Below are 17,476 nucleotides of genomic sequence, written 5' to 3'. Positions count from 1 at the left end.
TGTTGAGGATTTAGGGTCAGTCATACATCCTCACCAAAATTCCGTGCCCGGAGAGCCTTTGATGCGACCTTTCAAATTCTCGGTGACCCAACCCCCATAAAAGTCCCCGGGTTGCGGGATCACACGATGCTTGCCAACGAAACAACCGTCCATAAGCCCGGCGTAAAAGGCGACATAGCCCATTATCTGTTCAAACCTGGTGGTTGGTTCCTCGTAACTCCATGCGGCTTTTGTGGCCTTGGCCGCCCCGCTCTGAACGTCCCAGTAACTCGCAACGCCCTTCCATTCGCAGTATGACCTGACCGAGGTTTTTGTCAGAACGGCATCAATGTCATGCGGTGGGATGTAGTACGTTGGGGCGTGGTGGGTCTCGAGTACCTGAAACGCCTGATCGGTTTCTACGATTGTTCGACCGCCAAACTCTATCCGCACGTTATGGGGCACCTCCCGCAGCGCAGGTGGCCGCGGATAGTCTTGCACGTCTTCAATTGTCAAAGCTGTCATTGTGGAACCGGGTTGTGTATTAGGCTGTTCCTTCTTCGAGATAGCGCGCCGACAGCGTTATTCTAGCGAAAGAACTTTCAACACAAGGTAGGCGAACTTGAACCACAATTGGGCTTAGTGTCAGCTTTGATCGGGCTGCACTGTTAGACCGACTTTGCAGCCCGAACCGTCAAAATGAATGTCCTAAGTCTGCCAGTTCGCCAACAGTTCACCCATGCGCTCTAGGCCAAGGTCGAGATTGGCAGCAGCACCTCCTCCGACGCCTAGTCGGACGTGGTTCTGCATCCCGTAAGACGAGCCCGGTAAAAGAAATGTCCGATACGGATCGGCGAGCAAGAGTTTGGCGAAAACATCGCCATCAATCCCGTCAAGCCGTGCCAAACCAATCAATCCAGCCTGAGGTTTGACCCAATCGAGGCGGGGTTGTTCGGCAACAAACCGATCAAGGCGTTCCAGTGTTTTCATCCCAGCTGCCCGCGCAGTTTTCATTGACTGATTGTATCGGTCAGGCCTCAAAGCGATTTCGGCAATGACTTCGCCGAGTATATTCATAATCTCGCTGGAGTTTTCCCGCAGAATTATGGCATCCCAAATCAGATCGGGATCACGGCAAATCATCCATCCGGTGCGCAGCCCCTGGAGCCCCAATGCTTTGGACACGCTGCCCGTCGTGATACCTCTCGGATACAAACCGGCAATCGAAGGGGCACGGGACCCGTCCCATTCCAATCCTGCGTAAACTTCATCAACAACCAGCCATGCGCCGACACGGTTTGCAATTTGCACAAGCCTTTCCAGCTCTGCCCGGGTCATCAGGCGGCCGGTTGGGTTATTGGGGTTGGTGACAAAGATGAGCCGCGTGCGTTCCGTTACTGCGGCTTCAACTTCGTCCAGCGGCAATACCCAACCAGCGCTCTCTTCTCGGTCTACAACTTTGAGAGTCGCGCCAACAGCCTCTGCCAATACGCCCGCTTGCGGCCAGCCCGGGCGTTCAGTTACGACTTCGTCACCCGGTTGGACCAATTGCATGAATGCAAGATAATTGGCTTCCGCAGCGCCTGCGGTGATCAGAACATCGTCTGTTTTGCAAACATCAGACAAGCCGGCGCGGTCCAAGACATGTCGTCGTAAAGCAGGCAGGCCCCGAAAGCTCTTTTGGTTCCAATCCAGCGGCAGTGCTGGGTCCAGCGCATCCATAAACTCACCCAAACACGGCGACGCAGACAAGGAAAACCCAACGAAAGCTTCTGGATCCGCTTCGGTGGTATCCAGCAGGTACTGAAAAAGTGTGTGTATCTTGACTTTCATGCTCAACTCAAAATCCTTGTAGTCAACCAGGGAGAGAGTCTGTGCAAGCAGAAGGATTTGTCAAAGGGCGACCGAGTGACTTGGCAGTTTTGGACTACGGGCTGTTCAAGGTCCATTCCACCGGCCGCATTATTGGGATCTGCGGGTTTCTGATCCGGACGGACTTAGGAGAAGCAATACTCATCGACACTGGGTTTCCTGAAAAATACGCGACCGATACCGACGCCGCAGTCAAAGAAGATCGATTGGACGAGTTCGGCGAGGTCCTGAAGTGTGAACCAGACAATCTGCCACGCGCACAACTGGCAAAACTCGGACTGACTCCGTCAGACATCACATTGCAGATTTGTACGCACACTCATATCGACCATATCGGCGCATTGGCCGACTTTCCAAGCAGTCCAATTCTTATCTCTTCCGCGGAGCGAGCCTTGCCTCGCCCATTGTATTGGGGCGATATACGGCCTTTGGAATGGCCCGATCAGGATTATCTCTTGGTTGATGGCGACGTAGAGATTGGGCCGGGCATCTTCGTTTTGGCCTCACCCGGTCATGCGCCTGGCCAGATCGCAGTAATGGTCGATCTTCCTTCGGGTGCAATTTTGTTAACGAGTGATGCAATATCCCGACCGGCAGAAATCGACGAGAAGTTTGCCGGCTCGTGGGACGAAGATGCCGCAATTGCCAGCGCAGACAGGTTGATGCGTATAGCATCCGAACGAGATGCCTTTGTAATCTATGGGCATTGTCCCAAGCAGTGGCCCGTTCTGAAGAAAGCACCAGAAGTCTACCGTTGATCCCAACCTATGGCTCACTTTTCCCGAAAAGTGATGTCGCGCCTGACAGTTATCTGACGTCGCGCCCTTGATTCAGAATAATCACGTTCCCGCTGGAAACATCACCGGCCGGCGAAATGAGAAAACTGACCCAAGAGGCGATTTGCTCGGGTAGCATCGCGCGACCATGCGGCATGGCACTAACGGCTTTCTCCAAGACTTCCTCGGTCAAGACATTGAACAAAGGTGTCGCGGTCATGGCAGGTGCCAGCGAATTCACACAGATTTTTTCGTTTGCGTATCGACGGGCAAGGTCTTTCGTAAGGGTATCCATAGCAGCCTTTGACGCCCGGTAGTGCGGAGGGTCGAAAACATCGAAATTGTAAGCTCCGTTCGAAGAGATATTTACAATCTTTTTGATGCCTTCGCGTTCCAACATCAACTGAACCGCCTGCTGGCAACAATGGAACGCAGAGTTAAAGTTGATTGCCATCTGTTTTTCGAGTTCCTCGGGCGGAATGTGCGGGAAGTCGGACATGAAGCAGGTGCCCGCGTTGTTTACCAAAGCATCCAGACCGCCGTGCGCTGACTTAATGCCATCAAACGTCTGAGCGATAGCCATGGAATCCGTTAGGTCAACGGAGATCGACTTGAAATCTCGGCCAAATTCAGTTGCCAGTTCGCCCAGACCCTCTTCATTAAGGTCCAGTCCAACGACGTGGAACCCATCTGCCCGCAATTGGCGGCAGATGGCCTTCCCCATCCCTCCCGCGGCGCCAGTCACAACCGCTGTTTTCATAGCAACTCCTCCCACCTTGGCATGAATTGGGGTACTTCGAATTAAAGAAGGAAACTCACAACCCTTTTATCTGAAAGCTGGGAAAGTCAATTCTGCTTGAATTCAGTGCCCGCCCGTTTTGGGCTTTATGTGGTCATTCCCTGCTATCTGCTTTTTAGCTGCTTGGCAGTCAAAACTGCCGTCTGCCTTCATCACCTGCATGCCGTCTTTTTTTAACTTGAAGGCAAGCCCGGCACTCAAGTACGTCTCGATATCACTGCGGATGGCCCAAGCACTTCTCCCCGGCAGAACGGGACTACGCGCGTAAGGGAAGTTTAACTAAGCCCTCGCATTGCAGTTTCGATTTGACCACAAAACTTATCAATATCGCGCTCCAGCATATCGCTTTCTCGGGTCTCATCTCTGACTGCGGTTAGTTCATCTACAATAGCCCGCGCTTCCTTTTCTGGAGCCGCTTCAGCAATGCGAACCAAAGCTCGAATAAGGGCGGCCGTCACGAGGCCATTGCCCCGAGCGGCGCGTCTTAGAGCTGGCATCGAGTCGTGAAACAATGACTCTGCCGTGATGGATGGGTAAACCACCCGCACGGCTCCGTCGTCATCTCGATACACACCCGTGCAGAGCTTGGACGACCACGCACGGGCCAGAGAGGCCGATAGACGGTCGATGCAGACAATTGCGGTGAACGTGTCGTTGACACCCGGCGATAATGCCCGAAGTGCGATTTCAACGAGAAGATGGACAGAAAAACGGATATCTCCGTTAGGGTCTCGCGCGGGGATCAACGGAGCTGCCGCTTGCACCAGATCATTGAGGCTCTCATCAATATCACCATGAACATTGGCCAAAATGTCCGATGGAACCATAAAGTCACCAGGCTGCACATCAAAAACGACGACTGCTCCTGCTTGTTTGGCCGCACGCACCAGTTCTTCGGTGTTGATCGAGTTTACATAACCAGTTCCCGAAGCCGGGACCGGGCGCTTGTCTCCCTCCTCGGGGATTGCCTCTGAAGATGGAATATCTGCACTGTTTTCGATCGCGGTGCTCACTTGACCATCCAAAGCTTCAGAAATCCGCGCCGCCTCCTGATCAATGGTTACGCGCGTCGATACTGTATGGACGAAGAGCAGCAGCAATAGTACTGAGACGATCGAATAGATTATGCCAACCACCACGGCTAGGTTCACGGATGTGTCATCGCGTACCAACCACAAGATCATCAAGCTGTACAAAAACGTTGCTCCAAGTGAACCAACTGCAACCTGGTTTACCCTGTCTTCGCCAAAGCGTTGCAAGAGCCTGGGGCCAATAGATCCAGCTGCCAAGGTGTAGACCAGAAGAACAATGGAATAGACCATGACCAATGCGGACATGGACGCTGCCGAGATTGCGCTCAGTACATCGCTCGCAGTGCGATTCGAAACGCTGAGCCAATCGGAAGCGGACCAACCCCACTTCACAAGCGCTTGCTCGGTCTTGAAGACAATCCCAGCCACCACAAGACCTGAAAGACTTATGGCGGCAGGGATGGTTAGGAATCCGCGAAAATATCTCACTAATTCTCTGGGTGTTTGCATTCCAGTCCCCATTCACAACGCGCGCTTTCTTGACGAACTCTGCTTTACGCGAACCGGTCGGCCGCTTTTTTCAAAGCACTCTGCATGTCATTCCATGCAGCCTCGTAGCCCTCTTTGACGTCTTCCCAGGCCTCGTCGCTGGTCGACTTCAACTCTTTCAGCTGAGCTTCTGCGTCAGACTTTACCTTGTAGAGCTTGCTGAGTTGTTCCTCGAGCTCGATCTTGGCATCCGCTTCCGCCACTTTCAGCTTGGCTTCAAGAACATCAATCTGGGCATTCCAACTATCCAGTTGCAGCTGTGCCTTTTTCTCGTACCCAACACGTGTCATGAGTTTTCCTTTCTTCTCAAACGGTGGTTCAGATCGACGGGAGCCGCCCACTAGGCCGCAACAATCGCCTTGAGCATCCAGACTGCTTCTTCATGCTTCGCCATCCTGGCGTTCATCAGATCCTCTGTAGCCCCATCGCCATAACGGGCGGCGGTCGCGGCAGTCTCACGCAGGTTTCGGGCGATCGCTTCATGGTCTGCAACCAACTGCTTGATCATACCTTCTGCGTCTTTGACCGTTTCTTCTTCGGTCAACTTTGCCTGGCTAACCATGTCAGTGAACGAAATCGGTGCCACCTGACCCAACGCGCGCACGCGCTCGGCCAATTCATCAGTGGCCTCAAACAGGTCACGATACTGACGCTCTGTAAGCTCATGGATCGGCAGGAATAGCGGGCCGACGACGTTCCAATGTGTGCCTTGCGTTTTCACCATCAGGATCATTGTATCGGCCAGTATTTCCGTCACCGCGTTGGCGATCCACGCATTTTTGTCGATGCCTGTATCGTTCGTTTCTTCCTGAACTTCAGACTTCAAAACTTGCTGTATCATTTTCACTCCATTTCGTTTCTTACAGAGTAGAAACTAGGGAGAAAATGGTTAATTTCAAATGAAATCATATACTTATTATAGGTATGCCACGCATAATGGGGCGCTTCATGATCATGGGTATCCAGCCCAACATGCCAACATTGATGTAGACACACAGGCCCATTGCCATACATGCTTGGAGTAACTGACGTAAGCTACTGAGGTCATGCCAGTGTCTGATCAAAATCGACCACCAAAGCGCACTGAAAAACTGCAACTAATGCTCGACCTCGAAGAGCTTAAGGCCATCGATGATTGGCGGTTCGAGAACAGACTGCCATCCAGAGCGGCCGCCATTCGTGAACTTATCCGTCGCGGTCTGATTTCCAATGAGTTCGAAGAACCACCTACTGACGCGCCTTCCGGTGAGTTTCGTGTTGTGGACGAGTGATAGAAGCATCCACAGCGCATTTCGTCTTTGGAAGGACGTGACACTGAACCAACCGAACGTTCCGGCGCGCGAGAAATTGTATGCTGATCTTGTTGCATACTACACACGTGACAGTAGGGCGATAGCCGCAATCCACCGGAGTATTTTGGCGATTTTCTGTACTGTGCAACACAGTGCTTTGTACCCACCTGCTTCGCGAGGGAACCATTCGACTTGTCGGGTTAAGTTAAAGTCAACGCTCAGTTATTCCACTGGAGCCGATACAGTACGTGGTGGCCACGGAGACCTTTGAGCAATCTTGGTTCTAGGCCGGAAAACGAAAAACCGGTCTGTCCGGCAACCATGGCGCGGGTCACATCTGAAACGAGTATTTCACCTGCCACACCAGCCGTTGTAATGCGTGACGCCTTGTTGACCACGGTACCGAAAAAATCTCCACGTGATTGCACGACATCGCCAGTGTGAATTCCAATACGAATACCGAAAAACGGCTCTTCTGAAACCGATGCAATAGCCTTCTGAATTTTGATGGCAGCCGCTAATGCCTCTTTCGCAGACGGAAAGACAGACAACGTTCCGTCTCCAAGCGATTTTACGAACTGGCCATGATGCTTTTCAATGATCGCCGACAAGACCCGGAAATGGTTTTCGATCAGCACCGACCAACGCTGATCACCCAACGCCTCTGCCAATGCCGTACTGCCCTCCACATCAGTGAAAAGTACCGAAGCTAAACCTTCGGTTTGGGTCAGCTCGGGCCCTTCATCGCGTGCGGCATCAATCAGTTTTTGGATGGCCAGCTGTTCCTTACCCACAAGTTCAATATTCGGAGTGGGTACTGAAGCGTGGCGATTGATGATCTTCCAGGCCGCTCCCTCCAGGACAAAAATCAGGACGGTGCGATAGAAGACGGCTTCGTCAAAGCCGACAAACTGAATCTTATGGACAAAGGATGACCATCCCGTTTCTCCGTTTTCGAAGGCTTCCGCTTCAATTTCTTCGAAAACGACCGGTGCCGGGATTTCCGCAAAAAAGCCGCTAACCCCATCACGAACGGCTTGCCCGCTCCAATACTCGCCTTCGCCGGTTCCAACGAACCGAAGTTCTTCTGCTTTCGACAGAAAGTTCCGCAATTCCTCAGTATTCTTCTTGGTTCTGAGAATCTTGTACCAACGCCTGGAAACTGCCAGCAGTTCAGGTGAGGAACGTATCATCGCAAGCAACCCGAGACGCTACATGGGAAGAGACTAAGAAGGCCTTGCAAACGGTATCCCCATTTTTCGAACGACGCAGGTCAATGCTGCCGCCGGGATTTGGTCAGATCAAGACTTTTGTGGCTCTTCAGGACATGACCTGAGCCCGTAAATCTCCTCCAGTTTTGCGTAGAGTCTGGTCAACTTAAGGACGGACAAGTGAAAGTGAGATTCACTGGCGAACAGATCATTCAGATGATCAGCGAACAAGAAGCCTGCGAGAAGACGGGGATGTTTACAAGCACTTTGGGATCAGCCAGAGCACCTTCCACAAATACAAATCGAAGTATGGCGGCATGGAACTGTCCGACGAGAAGCTGCGTGCTTTGGATTCTTAGAACCGGCGGCTGAAGAAGCAGCTAGGCCGCAAGTTCCGCCCACAGTTCATCAAAAACACCCCTGTATTTGAACCGCACGCTCCGCGGAAATCTAATTTTTGTCATCTAAACTGAAGTCCCGGTCACCCGTGAGAAATGAGACATTGAGAGCATAAGCGTTTGTCAGAGTCCGGTGCAGTATTTGCATTCGGCCAGCAAAGAACGCCCGCAATTGATAAGCCACACCGGGTTTAAGTGCCTCAAAACGCGGCTTTCTTGCCATAGATTTCGTTCATTATACTCAAGTTTAACGCCCATAGCCCTGCCCGATTTGCCCAAAAGTCTGCACAGTCAGTATTTGGCGTCGGATTAAACCCCTCCGAATGTCTCTTTGAGTTCTGCGACTTGTTCTGCATCCAACGTTCGGGTTGGCATACCCCGCAGTGTCACGAGCAATTTGGCCGTTTCTTCCAACTCTTCTGCTGCACAAACTGCTGAGAACAGATCCTTTCCCGAGACTACGGGTCCGTGGTTGGCCAACAGTACAGCACTGTATTTACCGCTCAGTTCGCGGATCAGGTCACCAGATTTCGGATCACCCGGCTTGACGTATGGAACTAGTTTGACCGTGCCGACGCGCATCACCACGTACGGCGTCAACGGAGGAATACAATCATCTGGGTTGATGTCTTCCAGACACGACAGGGCGGTGGCCCAGGTCGAGTGCAAATGAACCACCGCGCCCGCTTCTGGTCGAGTCTCATAAAAGGCCTGATGCAGAAAAACCTCTTTGGTCGGCTTGTCGCCAGAGACGTGGTTTCCATTTAAATCAATCTTGGCGATGCGCTCGGGGTTGATATCTCCTAAAGTTGAGTTGGTTGGCGTCATTAGGATACCGTCGTGTAGACGTGCGGAGACATTGCCCGCAGTGCCGACGGAAAATCCACGCTCAAACAGCGAGGCACATAACTCCGACATCTGCTGCCGCAATACCAATTCTTCAGATTTCATGTGCCTGCCTCCATCATTCTGAGAGCCTTCAAAAAGAAGTTCGGAGCGCCAAAGTTTCCAGACTTCAACGCCAGCGCGATGGGTTCGGTTTTTCCAACGCTCAGGACCGGCACGCCCGGGTCAATCTCTGGCCCAACCGACATGGCAGGAGACCCCAGTGCCGCAGACACGGCTTTGGCGACAGCGCCCGACGTCTCCCCTCCTGCCACCACCAATCGCTTGCACCCCGTCAGGACAAGTTCTCGCGCGGTGTCTGCAAAGAGATTGTCCAGCTTTTCCGCTACTTCTTCCTGACCAAATTGGTTTTGGATCGCGCGAACATCTTCCGGGTTTCCCGACGAATATGCGAGCGGCGCCTGACCCAAGTGCGTTTCAAAGAATTCCAAAAGCGTTTGCGTGGTCACATCCCCGGAAATGACGCCCGGAACATCAATTGCGAAGGTCGGATGAGAACTCGCATGAACATCGATCTGCTCACGGGTAGCGCCTGAGCAAGACCCCGCAAGGATCGCCTCGGGCCCCGTGATACCCGGGAACACACTGCCAGCACTTTTGGGTGAAGTCCCTCTCAAGAAGTTTCTTGGTAACCCCAGTGCTATGCCCGATCCCCCAGTAATGAGCTTGGCATCCTTTAGAGTTTCGCCCCAGGCCAACAAATCTTCATCCGAAATCGCATCGCCAATCACAAATCGTTCGTCGGCGCTCTTCAAAGCAGCAGCAATCGCCTCGGATCCTTGCTTCACGGCGTCAATGGGCACCAACCCGACCGCTTCTTCGGTCTGACGCTGCAACCATCGCCGGATGTTTGCATCCGTCATCGGAGTAAGAGGGTGATTTTCCATCCCAGACTCGTGCAACAGCTTGCCGTGCACAAAAAGATGTCCCTGATAGACGGTACGCCCCGTGGTGGGAAAGGCCGGACAGAAAACCACCTTTTGCGCACTCAGTTCATTGGCCAACGCTTCCGCAACGGGGCCGATGTTTCCCGCCAACGTGGAATCGAAGGTCGAGCAATACTTGAAAATGAACTGACCGCATCCTTGATCCGCGAGCCAGCGCAGGGCGCGCACGCTATCTGCAATGGCTTCATCGACGGGTGCAGTGCGGCTTTTGAGAGAGATCACACCCGCTTCGATCGCCTCGTCCGCCGGGGTAGTTGGAATGCCTGTAAACTGAGCCGTTCGTAACCCACCTTCCGGCTCAACGCCCTTTGCCAAGGTGTTCGCAATATCACTCGCACCAGTGAAGTCGTCCGCTATGACGCCGATCTTCATAATTTGATGTCCCTCGTCGGCCCTGGATCCAACCTATGGATATGCGGTGCTGCTCCGACGGGATAAACCTCGCGCACAAGTGGATCGTGGCCGGGCACTATGAGTCGAGGATGCGAAGCCAACCTCTCGAGCGTCTCGAAACCATCCATCATGTCCTGCAGGTCGACGACGATGGGAAAAGCTTTGCGCGCCATGAAATTCTCGTAGTAATGCGAGGCATCTGAGGCGAGTACCATCCACCCGCCTGACGTCCTTACCCGAACGCATTGCAACCCGCGCGAATGCCCCCCGATGCAGTGCACCGTGACCCCATCAGCTATCTCGGCTTCTCCGTCGTAGAATATGACGTGGCCTGAATAGAGACGCTTTACGACCTCGCAAATATGGCCCGCCGAGAAAGGCGCACGCAGATGATCGTGGCACATACAGGGGCCCGTGGCGAAGGCCATTTCCGCCGATTGCATATGCAACTTCGCGTTAGGGAACATATGCAGTCCCCCCGCGTGGTCATAATGAAGATGGGTCACGATGACATCGGTCACCGCTTCGGGCGAAATACCTAAGGGCCGCAAAGCCTCGCGAGGGTCCATCGCGATGGGACGACCCCGGGCAGTGGCCTCGCCGCTATCGTAACCAGTATCGACCAGAATGACTTTGTCGCCGCGTTTGAGCACCCAAACGAAATAATCCATCGCATGAGGCGCGTCGTGATTGTCATCCAAGATGAAGCTATCGCGCCGAGTGCGGGCATTGCGATCTGCATATTTGACGGCGTGGATTTCCCAATCGTTCATCGGATGACCTCGGAATACTGGTGAACAGCTTTGGCTTCTATCATATCAGCCACCGCAGCATCGAAGGACTTGAAATGCGGGCTTTCGAGGTGAACGCCGAACGCGGCAGCGTCCTCATAAACCTCGTAGAGGAACACTGTCTCGGGATCGTCACCGAGGCAAACGTCAAACTGATGGCATCCGGGTTCTTCACGCAAAGAGGTTGAAGCGTTTTCGACCATCAGCGGTAAAAAGGTGTCTCTCGTACCGGGCTTGAGAGTGAAGGTGACAGTAACCGCAAACATCAGACAGAAATTCCTTTCAGACGTGAGAAAGCGCGCTTTGCGACAGGCAGTTGGCTGAGGATCAAACCAATGTTGAGCAGCAGCAGAATGGTCGCACCGGGTCGTGAAAAGAAGACCGAAAGATCCCCGTCCGACAAGAACAGCGACCGGCGGAAGGTTTCGTCAAACAGGCTTCCCAGAATAACACCGATAACCAACGGCGCGATTGGGTATTTCATCAGGTTCATGAAATAGGCAACGGCACCCACACCAAGCATAAGGTAGAGATCATTGATGCCGCCACCAACGCTGAAAGACCCAATTGTTGTCAGAACCATAACGACGGGCAAGAAGATGGTCTGCGGGATGGCGAGTATCTTGATAAATACCCGAGCCGTGAAAAGCCCCATCAGGAACATTGTCAGGGATGCCAGCACAAGTATTGCAACCACGCGCAGAATGATCTCCGGATCAATCGTCGGGCCGGGGATTACGTTGTTGATCTTAAAAGCCCCCATCAAGGCGGCGGCGGGTGGAGAACCGGGAATACCCAACACCAAAAGCGGGATCAGAGCACCACCAATACAGGCATTGTTTGCAGTCTCAGAGCACAACAGACCTTCCAAAGAGCCTTTTCCGTATTTGTCGCCCTCGGCAGATACGGTCTTGCCAACACCGTAGCTGACCCAACCGGCGACGTCTTCGCCCACTCCGGGAAGTGCTCCTACCCCGGTTCCGATCACTCCTGACCGGCCAATGGTCGGTAGGTAGCGCCGAATAGAGCGAAGGTTTGGAACAATACGGCCTTTCAGGGCCAGAACTTTCCCGGCCTCAACGTGCCTCAAACCGTCAATGATTTGGGGAATGGCAAAGGCCCCCATCAAAACTGGCACGACCTGAAATCCGCTCATCAGGTAAGACCAGCCGAAAGTATAGCGTGGTTCAGACAACAGAGGGTCAAGCCCCACCATGGACATCGCAAGCCCGATCAGACCAGCGATCCATCCCTTGATCACCAGGTCTTCGCTCATCAAAGTGCCAGAAAGCAGAATGCCGAACAGGGCCAGCAGTGCTTTCTCCGGGCTTGCGATGTTCTTTGAAACCAAAAGCAGCGCCCAGACGAAAATCAAAAGCGTGATGGTCCCGATTACTGTGCCAATGAAACTGGCCGTCGTGGTGAGCCCTAATGCTTCGCCCCCTCGACCCGCTTTGGCCAGAGGATAGCCATCCATGGCCGTCGCCGCGCTGGCTGCTGTGCCCGGTATATTCAATAGAATTGAGGGGTAAGAGCCGCCGTAAATCGCGCCCACATAGGCGCCGAGCAATGCGATGAGTGAATAGTCCAATGGGATCTTGTTGCCGAAGAATCCCGTCAGGATCGTCACGGCCAGGGTTGCCGTAAGTCCCGGCAATGCTCCAAATGCGATGCCTAGGAATACGGACGCGACCAAGTACAGATAGGTCAGCGGGTCCACTGCCAGGCCCACGAAAGCGGCCCCAAATCCAGCCAGTTGCGAAAGGATAAAGTCCATCCGATCAATCTTTCCATAGAGGATGAAGCGTCACGTAATAGTGGTATTCGATTTGCTTGAAGATCAGCCCGCCGCGCGCGGGCACGTTCTGCCGGAATACAAAGGCCATCGCGCTTACAAGGATGAGCGGGGCAAGTATCGCCACCACTGGAACGAACCGCAAAACGCGTTCAGTAACCGCTTTGGTCAACACCACAAGTGTAAGCGTGACCCAAACGGCCAATGTAAACCAATCATCACCGTGTTCATTCCAATCCGCCTGAGCAGGAAACACGGCGAACGCAAACAAACCGGCAGCGACAACTGCGACACAGGCCACCAAAGCACGCCGCGCATGACCCCCGTAGTAGCCGTAAGTCAAAGCCGTGATCAGCAACCCAGAGCACAGAATGAAGTCCACTCTGGGAACCAGTCCGACGACATATGCAAGAAGGATCAGGCCTATTGTTGAAGCACGGTAGGCTTCGCACTTATCCCATCCAATCCCCAAGGCACTGAACGCGTTTTGAGCTCCGCCCGAACGGACCGAAATAGCCAGCAAAACGAAGGAAAGGACAAGTAACCCGCCGAAGATGAACAGCGGTACAATTGCAGCCGAGTTGTACCAGTCCGATCCACTTACACCGGCGCGGTTTTCACCCCAAAGTGGAATGTCCAATGTCTTCCAAAGGAAAAAGACGGACACTGTGATAAGAGCAATCGCTGCCCAAAAATCGCGCGTCCGCAGGATCAGTGTTTCGTCAGGTTTGTCCATGGCCTGCCTCCTTCAGGAAAGGGCGCGATCGAACGCGCCCTTTCAAAATTGATCGGATTAGGGCTTCTCGATACCCAGCGAGGCCGGATCTACAGTGGCAGCACCAAGGTCCTGCAAGGTATAGGCAAAGGTAGCCTCAAGGTTCGCAAACAATTCTTGAGCTTCTTCGCCGTGCTGACCGCCGACATCGTATTTGTTTGCCGCAGCCCATTCAGCGACGGTGTCGGACGCAATCGCCTGCTCGAACGCATCGCCAAGCGCAGCCTTTACGTCATCTCCGGCTGAACTGTGAACTGCAAACCCGATGGCCTGTTTGAGCGGCAGATACTGGTCGAGCCCGTCGTAGATGCCAAAGGCAGATGGCACTGTTGTGCCAGCAATCTGCGCATCTTCGGGCGTCAACATCGCAAGCGGTTTCAATTGGCCACCCTCGATCAATGGGGCCTGTTCAGCCAGTGAAGTCACAACCAACGCAACTTCACCCGCTATCGCCGCTTCCTGCCCGGGTGCTGAGCCTTTGTATGGAACAAATTTGAATTCTGCACCGGACCCTTTTTCGATGGCCAGAAGGTTCAAGTGGTGGATCGAACCTGCACCGGAAGCCGCTGCTGGAATAGTACCCGGAGCAGCTTTGGCAGCGTCGACCAGTTCTTCCAGCGTATTGTAAGGGCTGTCCGCTGGAACCGAGATCAGATCAGGCGATCCGCCGACAATAAACGGATACCAAAAATCAAATTTCTTGTCCCACCCCCCCTGCACAGCGGCCGTGACATTCGATTCAGACAGACCAACCAACGTGTAGCCATCGTCTGGTTGGTTCATGACGTAGACCATGCCGTTGGAGCCTGCGATCCCACCTGTTTGATTGATCACATTGATCGAAACCGGAAGGTGTTTTTCCATCTCGGCCATGATCATTCGGTTGATCGTGTCCGTGCCACCACCGGCCCCCCAGACCACAGCTGTGGTGATATCACGATAGGGATAATCCTGCGCGGCAGTTGCCCCTGCGATCCCGGTCGCCATCACGGCTGCGGCCGCTAACCGCCCTAGCTTTAGTTTCATTTCCAAGTCCTCCCAAAACAACTTTGCGTTTTTTGTTGCATTTATTTGCGTATACATTAAAGAATGCATTGTCAACGGGCTGTAGTGGAAGCTGCTATCGCGCTATGAATGCAACACGGGAAGGAAGCGGGCCAAAATGAAAAAGACTTACGATATCGCGGTTTTCCACGGGGACGGGATCGGCCCGGAAATTATGGCGCCTACGCTTGAAATTTTGCGCCATCTCTCGCGCGGCAATCCCACCTACGACCTGGCGTTTACAGACGCACCAGCAGGCGCAGGCCACTACGCCAAAACTGGAGAGTCTTTCCCAACAGGATCACTCGAAACTGCACGCAAGGCCGACGCGATTCTGCTGTCAGCAATGGGTTTACCGGATGTTCGATATCCTGACGGAACCGAGATTTCTCCTCAGATAGACCTGCGAAAGCAGCTTGGCCTTTTTGCTGGCGTGCGTCCGGTAAAGGTAAGCAGCGGACAAATGACCCCCTTGGCGCTGCCTCCCGGAAAAGAGATCGACTTTGTCTTGATTCGTGAAAGCACCGAAGGGTTGTTCTTCACCCAAGGAACGGGCGAAGTCACGGAAGATGAGGCGCGTGAAACCCTGCTGATCACCCGCGAGGTATCCGAAAAGCTATTCCGCTTTGCGTTTGATCTCGCCAACAACCGCAAGGCGTCCGGTCGCGGCCCGGGACGAGTAACCTGTGTCGACAAAGCCAATGTATTCCGCGCCTTTGCATTCTTCAGATCAATCTTTGACGCCGAGGCCGCACGCCATCCCGATTTACAAGCAGACCATGCTTATGTTGATGCGACCGCCCTCTGGATGGTCCAGAAGCCTTGGGAATTCGATGTTTTGGTAACTGAGAACATGTTCGGAGATATCCTCTCTGACCTTGGTGCAGGTCTTATGGGCGGTCTTGGACTGGCTCCTTCAGCAGATATCGGATTGAACCACGCCGTGTTCCAACCCTGCCACGGCTCCGCTCCGGACATTGCGGGACAGGGTGTTGCCAACCCTTTTGCAATGTTCCTGTCCGCGGCAATGATGCTTGAATGGTTGGGTTTGACCCATGATCACCCGGAACTGTCCAGCGACGGCGCTCGATTGCGCGAGGCCGTGGAAAAGGTAGTGGCGAACGGTCAAAGCCTGACGCGAGACTTGGGCGGCAAAGCTGGAACTCAGGAAGCGGCCTCAGCGGTATTGGAAGCATTGCCGGCATGAGTACTAAAGAAGCCATTCGGGTCGCGTGTGTAGGTGCGGGATACTTCAGCAAGTTCCACTACGAAAGCTGGTCAAGAATGCCTGGCGCTGTTCCAGTTGCATCCTGCAACCGTGATATCAAAAAAGCGAGGGAAACAGGGCTGGCGGCTTATGATGATCTGTCGAAAATGTTGGAGGCAGAAGAACCGGATCTCGTGGACATCATCCTTCCACCTGTGGCGCAGGCCGAGGCCATCCGCACGGCACTGCGGTTTGGTATCAAGTGGCTGATCTGCCAAAAGCCATTCTGCTTGTCTCTGGGTGAAGCGGAGGAGGTTGTTTCCGAAGCAGAAGAGGTTGGCGCAACTATTGTTGTACACGAGAACTTTCGCTTCCAGCCTTGGTACCGCGCAATCAAGGAAGCGATGGCTGAAGGTCGAATTGGAACGCCTCTACAAGCGACTTTCCGGCTTCGGCCCGGTGACGGACAGGGACCACGCGCCTATCTGGACCGGCAGCCCTACTTTCAGGACATGCCGCGTTTCCTCGTTCATGAAACAGCGGTTCACTGGGTAGACACGTTCCGTTTTTTGTTCGGGGCGCCCAGCGCGGTTTATGCCGACCTGCGTCGAGTGAACCCCGTTATCGCAGGCGAGGACGCAGGTTACATCTTGTTTGATCACCCCAACGGCTTGAAAGCTCTGTTCGACGGGAACAGGTGCCTTGATCACAGTGCCGAAAGCCTGCGCCAAACCATGGGCGAAGCGCTTATTGAAGGAACGACGGGATCGCTGGTTCTTAACGGCGACGGTTCAGTTGAACTCCGCGCTTTTGGAAAACAGGAGCGACAGCAGATTCTACCTCCGAGCGATCACGATGGATTTGGAGGAGACTGCGTCCACGCCTTGCAAAGTCACGTCATTTCGGGCCTTCTACGGGGCACGCCGCTGGAAAACACGGCCCGAGAATATTTGGATGTGATCCGCATAGAAGAGAAAATCTATCTCTCGGCTGCGGAGGGTCGGAAGATCAACCTGGAGACGCCGTGAAGGATCAGGACGCAAAAACTCTTTCCAATACACAACGCGCTGTAAGGGATTTGCGGCGGATGATCCTATCCGGCGAACTTGCTGCCGGAACTGATCATCTGGAATCGGAACTTGCCGAGACCCTTGGCATGTCCCGCACCCCGATACGGGAAGCTGCGCTGATGTTGGAAAGTAAGGGTTTGCTGGAAATGCGGCCCCGGAAGGGCGTGCGGATACTGCCTGTTTCATCAGATGATATGCGTGAAATTTACGACATATTGACGGAACTCGAGAGTCTCGCAGCACAGCGTGCCGCCGAAGCGGGTTACTCAGAAGATGAATTGGCGGTACTCGCCGGATCAATTGCAAAGATGGACCAAGCCATCGAAGCCGAAGACCTTGAAGCCTGGGCCGAGGCCGATGAGCTGTTTCATCAGGAACTCGTGCGTTTAGGTGGCAACAAACGGGTCGAAGCGATTGTGGCCATGATGAGCGATCAGGTTCGTCGCGCACGCGCAACGACACTGTTTATCAGGCCGCTACCAGTCAAATCCAATGAGGATCATCGTGTTGTTTTCCAAGCGATAAGTGAAGGTCGGCCGGATGTCGCGCGTGAACGCCATCGAGAACACAGGCTCCAAGCCAAGACTATGCTTTGTGGGATACTCGAGAAGCATCGGCTCAAAAGCCTTTGAACCACTTGG

General features: G+C 53.7%; 19 protein-coding genes. 5 read left to right on the top strand and 14 right to left on the bottom strand.

Going from position 1 to position 17,476, the window contains the following annotated elements:
• Window positions 1–30 precede the first annotated feature (30 nt).
• Together GOW60_RS17870 and GOW60_RS17865 are read right to left on the bottom strand one after the other, a co-directional pair.
• Complete coding sequence (locus GOW60_RS17870) at window positions 31–504, bottom strand: DUF427 domain-containing protein (protein ID WP_171230332.1); 474 nt, start codon at window positions 502–504, stop codon at window positions 31–33.
• A 183-nt stretch (window positions 505–687) separates the two neighbouring features.
• Window positions 688–1,812, bottom strand: coding sequence for a pyridoxal phosphate-dependent aminotransferase (locus tag GOW60_RS17865; RefSeq protein WP_171230331.1), 1,125 nt, complete (start codon window positions 1,810–1,812; stop codon window positions 688–690).
• Window positions 1,813–1,853: 41 nt separating this feature from the next.
• Between GOW60_RS17865 and GOW60_RS17860 the strand changes: the two genes are divergently transcribed.
• Window positions 1,854–2,609 (top strand): N-acyl homoserine lactonase family protein, encoded by a 756-nt coding sequence (locus tag GOW60_RS17860; protein ID WP_171230330.1) that lies wholly within the window; start codon window positions 1,854–1,856, stop codon window positions 2,607–2,609.
• A gap of 49 nt (window positions 2,610–2,658) precedes the next feature.
• On the opposite strand, the gene GOW60_RS17855 is transcribed toward GOW60_RS17860, so the two are convergent.
• From GOW60_RS17855 to GOW60_RS17840, 4 genes are all read right to left on the bottom strand, one after another.
• Window positions 2,659–3,387: an SDR family NAD(P)-dependent oxidoreductase gene (locus GOW60_RS17855; RefSeq protein WP_171230329.1), complete on the bottom strand. Its 729-nt coding sequence runs from the start codon at window positions 3,385–3,387 to the stop codon at window positions 2,659–2,661.
• Window positions 3,388–3,701: 314 nt separating this feature from the next.
• Window positions 3,702–4,967 carry a DUF2254 domain-containing protein gene (locus tag GOW60_RS17850; protein WP_171230328.1) on the bottom strand — a complete coding sequence of 422 codons (1,266 nt, stop codon included), beginning with the start codon at window positions 4,965–4,967 and terminating at the stop codon, window positions 3,702–3,704.
• A gap of 44 nt (window positions 4,968–5,011) precedes the next feature.
• Window positions 5,012–5,296 (bottom strand): coiled coil domain-containing protein, encoded by a 285-nt coding sequence (locus GOW60_RS17845; RefSeq protein ID WP_171230327.1) that lies wholly within the window; start codon window positions 5,294–5,296, stop codon window positions 5,012–5,014.
• Window positions 5,297–5,346: 50 nt separating this feature from the next.
• On the bottom strand, window positions 5,347–5,847 hold the full coding sequence (locus tag GOW60_RS17840; RefSeq protein ID WP_171230326.1) for a Dps family protein: 501 nt from the start codon (window positions 5,845–5,847) through the stop codon (window positions 5,347–5,349).
• 259 nt (window positions 5,848–6,106) lie between these two features.
• On the opposite strand from GOW60_RS17840, the gene GOW60_RS17835 reads away from it, so the two are divergent.
• Window positions 6,107–6,277 (top strand): hypothetical protein, encoded by a 171-nt coding sequence (locus tag GOW60_RS17835; RefSeq protein WP_170791963.1) that lies wholly within the window; start codon window positions 6,107–6,109, stop codon window positions 6,275–6,277.
• Window positions 6,278–6,516: 239 nt separating this feature from the next.
• Here the strand turns inward: GOW60_RS17835 and GOW60_RS17830 are convergent, their stop codons facing one another.
• The 8 genes from GOW60_RS17830 to GOW60_RS17795 form a co-directional block, all read right to left on the bottom strand.
• Window positions 6,517–7,491, bottom strand: coding sequence for an adenylate/guanylate cyclase domain-containing protein (locus GOW60_RS17830; RefSeq protein WP_171120681.1), 975 nt, complete (start codon window positions 7,489–7,491; stop codon window positions 6,517–6,519).
• A 725-nt stretch (window positions 7,492–8,216) separates the two neighbouring features.
• Entirely contained in the window at window positions 8,217–8,858 is a 642-nt protein-coding gene (otnC, locus tag GOW60_RS17825; RefSeq protein ID WP_171230325.1) for a 3-oxo-tetronate 4-phosphate decarboxylase, read from the bottom strand.
• A complete protein-coding gene (gene otnK, locus GOW60_RS17820) occupies window positions 8,855–10,132 on the bottom strand; it encodes a 3-oxo-tetronate kinase (RefSeq protein ID WP_171230324.1) in 1,278 nt (425 codons plus the stop codon). Before otnK ends, otnC begins: the two co-directional genes overlap by 4 nt.
• Window positions 10,129–10,926: an N-acyl homoserine lactonase family protein gene (locus tag GOW60_RS17815; protein WP_171230323.1), complete on the bottom strand. Its 798-nt coding sequence runs from the start codon at window positions 10,924–10,926 to the stop codon at window positions 10,129–10,131. Before GOW60_RS17815 ends, otnK begins: the two co-directional genes overlap by 4 nt.
• Window positions 10,923–11,210 (bottom strand): putative quinol monooxygenase, encoded by a 288-nt coding sequence (locus GOW60_RS17810; protein ID WP_152456632.1) that lies wholly within the window; start codon window positions 11,208–11,210, stop codon window positions 10,923–10,925. The genes GOW60_RS17815 and GOW60_RS17810 overlap by 4 nt, the downstream gene beginning before the upstream one ends.
• A complete protein-coding gene (locus GOW60_RS17805; RefSeq protein ID WP_171230322.1) occupies window positions 11,210–12,721 on the bottom strand; it encodes a tripartite tricarboxylate transporter permease in 1,512 nt (503 codons plus the stop codon). Before GOW60_RS17805 ends, GOW60_RS17810 begins: the two co-directional genes overlap by 1 nt.
• Window positions 12,722–12,725: 4 nt before the next feature.
• Window positions 12,726–13,475: a hypothetical protein gene (locus GOW60_RS17800; RefSeq protein ID WP_171230321.1), complete on the bottom strand. Its 750-nt coding sequence runs from the start codon at window positions 13,473–13,475 to the stop codon at window positions 12,726–12,728.
• Window positions 13,476–13,532: 57 nt separating this feature from the next.
• Window positions 13,533–14,540, bottom strand: a complete 1,008-nt coding sequence (locus tag GOW60_RS17795) for a tripartite tricarboxylate transporter substrate binding protein (protein WP_171230320.1) — start codon at window positions 14,538–14,540, stop codon at window positions 13,533–13,535.
• A gap of 136 nt (window positions 14,541–14,676) precedes the next feature.
• On the opposite strand from GOW60_RS17795, the gene GOW60_RS17790 reads away from it, so the two are divergent.
• Genes GOW60_RS17790 through GOW60_RS21460 form a run of 3 tightly spaced genes read left to right on the top strand, consistent with a single transcriptional unit; the run spans window position 14,677 to window position 17,467 of the window.
• Complete coding sequence (locus GOW60_RS17790; protein WP_171230319.1) at window positions 14,677–15,765, top strand: isocitrate/isopropylmalate dehydrogenase family protein; 1,089 nt, start codon at window positions 14,677–14,679, stop codon at window positions 15,763–15,765.
• Window positions 15,762–16,793, top strand: a complete 1,032-nt coding sequence (locus tag GOW60_RS17785) for a Gfo/Idh/MocA family protein (RefSeq protein ID WP_171230318.1) — start codon at window positions 15,762–15,764, stop codon at window positions 16,791–16,793. Before GOW60_RS17790 ends, GOW60_RS17785 begins: the two co-directional genes overlap by 4 nt.
• Window positions 16,790–17,467: a GntR family transcriptional regulator gene (locus GOW60_RS21460; RefSeq protein WP_171230317.1), complete on the top strand. Its 678-nt coding sequence runs from the start codon at window positions 16,790–16,792 to the stop codon at window positions 17,465–17,467. The genes GOW60_RS17785 and GOW60_RS21460 overlap by 4 nt, the downstream gene beginning before the upstream one ends.
• The last annotated feature ends 9 nt before the right edge of the window (window positions 17,468–17,476 follow it).

The sequence above is a fragment of the Ruegeria sp. HKCCA4008 genome (assembly GCF_013033125.1).
Classification (GTDB): domain Bacteria; phylum Pseudomonadota; class Alphaproteobacteria; order Rhodobacterales; family Rhodobacteraceae; genus Ruegeria.
Note: the sequence above shows the minus strand (reverse complement) of the source record. Positions and strands in the feature narration are given on the sequence as shown.

What these genes read in the sequence shown, in the direction of transcription:
- GOW60_RS17870 (WP_171230332.1), bottom strand. Translation starts at nt 504, where the DNA reads ATGACAGCTTTGACAATTGAAGACGTGCAAGACTATCCGCGGCCACCT.
- GOW60_RS17865 (WP_171230331.1), bottom strand. Translation starts at nt 1,812, where the DNA reads ATGAAAGTCAAGATACACACACTTTTTCAGTACCTGCTGGATACCACC.
- GOW60_RS17855 (WP_171230329.1), bottom strand. Translation starts at nt 3,387, where the DNA reads ATGAAAACAGCGGTTGTGACTGGCGCCGCGGGAGGGATGGGGAAGGCC.
- GOW60_RS17850 (WP_171230328.1), bottom strand. Translation starts at nt 4,967, where the DNA reads ATGCAAACACCCAGAGAATTAGTGAGATATTTTCGCGGATTCCTAACC.
- GOW60_RS17845 (WP_171230327.1), bottom strand. Translation starts at nt 5,296, where the DNA reads ATGACACGTGTTGGGTACGAGAAAAAGGCACAGCTGCAACTGGATAGT.
- GOW60_RS17840 (WP_171230326.1), bottom strand. Translation starts at nt 5,847, where the DNA reads ATGATACAGCAAGTTTTGAAGTCTGAAGTTCAGGAAGAAACGAACGAT.
- GOW60_RS17835 (WP_170791963.1), top strand. Translation starts at nt 6,107, where the DNA reads ATGCTCGACCTCGAAGAGCTTAAGGCCATCGATGATTGGCGGTTCGAG.
- GOW60_RS17830 (WP_171120681.1), bottom strand. Translation starts at nt 7,491, where the DNA reads ATGATACGTTCCTCACCTGAACTGCTGGCAGTTTCCAGGCGTTGGTAC.
- otnC (WP_171230325.1), bottom strand. Translation starts at nt 8,858, where the DNA reads ATGAAATCTGAAGAATTGGTATTGCGGCAGCAGATGTCGGAGTTATGT.
- otnK (WP_171230324.1), bottom strand. Translation starts at nt 10,132, where the DNA reads ATGAAGATCGGCGTCATAGCGGACGACTTCACTGGTGCGAGTGATATT.
- GOW60_RS17815 (WP_171230323.1), bottom strand. Translation starts at nt 10,926, where the DNA reads ATGAACGATTGGGAAATCCACGCCGTCAAATATGCAGATCGCAATGCC.
- GOW60_RS17810 (WP_152456632.1), bottom strand. Translation starts at nt 11,210, where the DNA reads ATGTTTGCGGTTACTGTCACCTTCACTCTCAAGCCCGGTACGAGAGAC.
- GOW60_RS17805 (WP_171230322.1), bottom strand. Translation starts at nt 12,721, where the DNA reads ATGGACTTTATCCTTTCGCAACTGGCTGGATTTGGGGCCGCTTTCGTG.
- GOW60_RS17800 (WP_171230321.1), bottom strand. Translation starts at nt 13,475, where the DNA reads ATGGACAAACCTGACGAAACACTGATCCTGCGGACGCGCGATTTTTGG.
- GOW60_RS17795 (WP_171230320.1), bottom strand. Translation starts at nt 14,540, where the DNA reads ATGAAACTAAAGCTAGGGCGGTTAGCGGCCGCAGCCGTGATGGCGACC.
- GOW60_RS17790 (WP_171230319.1), top strand. Translation starts at nt 14,677, where the DNA reads ATGAAAAAGACTTACGATATCGCGGTTTTCCACGGGGACGGGATCGGC.
- GOW60_RS17785 (WP_171230318.1), top strand. Translation starts at nt 15,762, where the DNA reads ATGAGTACTAAAGAAGCCATTCGGGTCGCGTGTGTAGGTGCGGGATAC.